This is a genomic window from Pseudodesulfovibrio pelocollis, assembly GCF_030282845.1.
Taxonomy (GTDB): Bacteria; Desulfobacterota; Desulfovibrionia; order Desulfovibrionales; family Desulfovibrionaceae; genus Pseudodesulfovibrio; species Pseudodesulfovibrio pelocollis.
This window is the reverse complement of record NZ_JASTWE010000112.1, coordinates 1-804: the sequence shown is the minus strand read 5'-3', so window position 1 is coordinate 804 and position 804 is coordinate 1. Positions and strand designations below refer to the sequence as shown.

The 804-nt window shown below is 55.7% G+C and carries 1 protein-coding gene; it reads right to left on the bottom strand.

What is annotated here, in order from left to right; all coding sequences use genetic code 11:
* Nucleotides 1–24 precede the first annotated feature (24 nt).
* Nucleotides 25–804 (bottom strand): IS3 family transposase (locus QQS14_RS16415; RefSeq protein WP_285908098.1); only part of this gene is annotated, 780 nt, incomplete at its 5' end.

Sequence of the window (804 nt, the reverse complement as noted above, 5' to 3'; positions counted from 1 at the left end):
TAAAGTCCCCTTTCATAGGGCCAGTTAACGGTAGAGACTCCCGGCAGTTTTCGGGGGGTTGCCCAGAGGGCAGGGGGTACCCCCTGCCCTCTGGGCAGCAAAATTTATCGGCGACATATTCCCCAGGGATTCATGAGGACGTTCCTCGTTGTACTCACGGATAAAGTCCTCCGTAATGGCCCGAACTTCGCTCAGGCTGTTGAACACGTACAAATCAAGCACTTCTTCTCTGTAGGTTCGGTTGAACCGCTCGATGTATGAGTTCTGGGTGGGTTTGCCAGGCTGAATGAACTCCAGATTCACGCCATGCGATTCGGCCCAGGCCGCCATGACAGTCCCCGAGAACTCCGGACCATTGTCCATCCGCAACCTCTCGGGATAGCAGCCACGCTCTTCGGCGACCCGATCCAACACCCTTACCACTTGTCCTGCTGGCATATTGGTATCGATCTCCACGGCCAAGGCCTCACGGTTGTAATCATCTACAGCGTTGAAAGTCCTGAAGACGCGACCGCTGTAGAGGGTGTCCCGCATGAAATCGATCGACCAGCAATGGTTTGGCGCAAGCGGCTGGGCTACTGCCGTCCGAGAGGCTTGCGGAAGCCGCTTCTTGGCCTTGCGCTTCAGGTTCATTTTCAAGAGGCTGTAAACCCTCCAAACCTTCTTGTGGTTCCAGGGCTTGCCCTGCTGTCGAAGGACGTTGAAAAGCTTACTGAAGCCCCATGTAGGCTTTTTCTCGGCCAGTTCAGTCAAGGCTGCGATAACATCGCTGTCGTCCCGCGGATGCGGCGTGTAGGCGTAGTA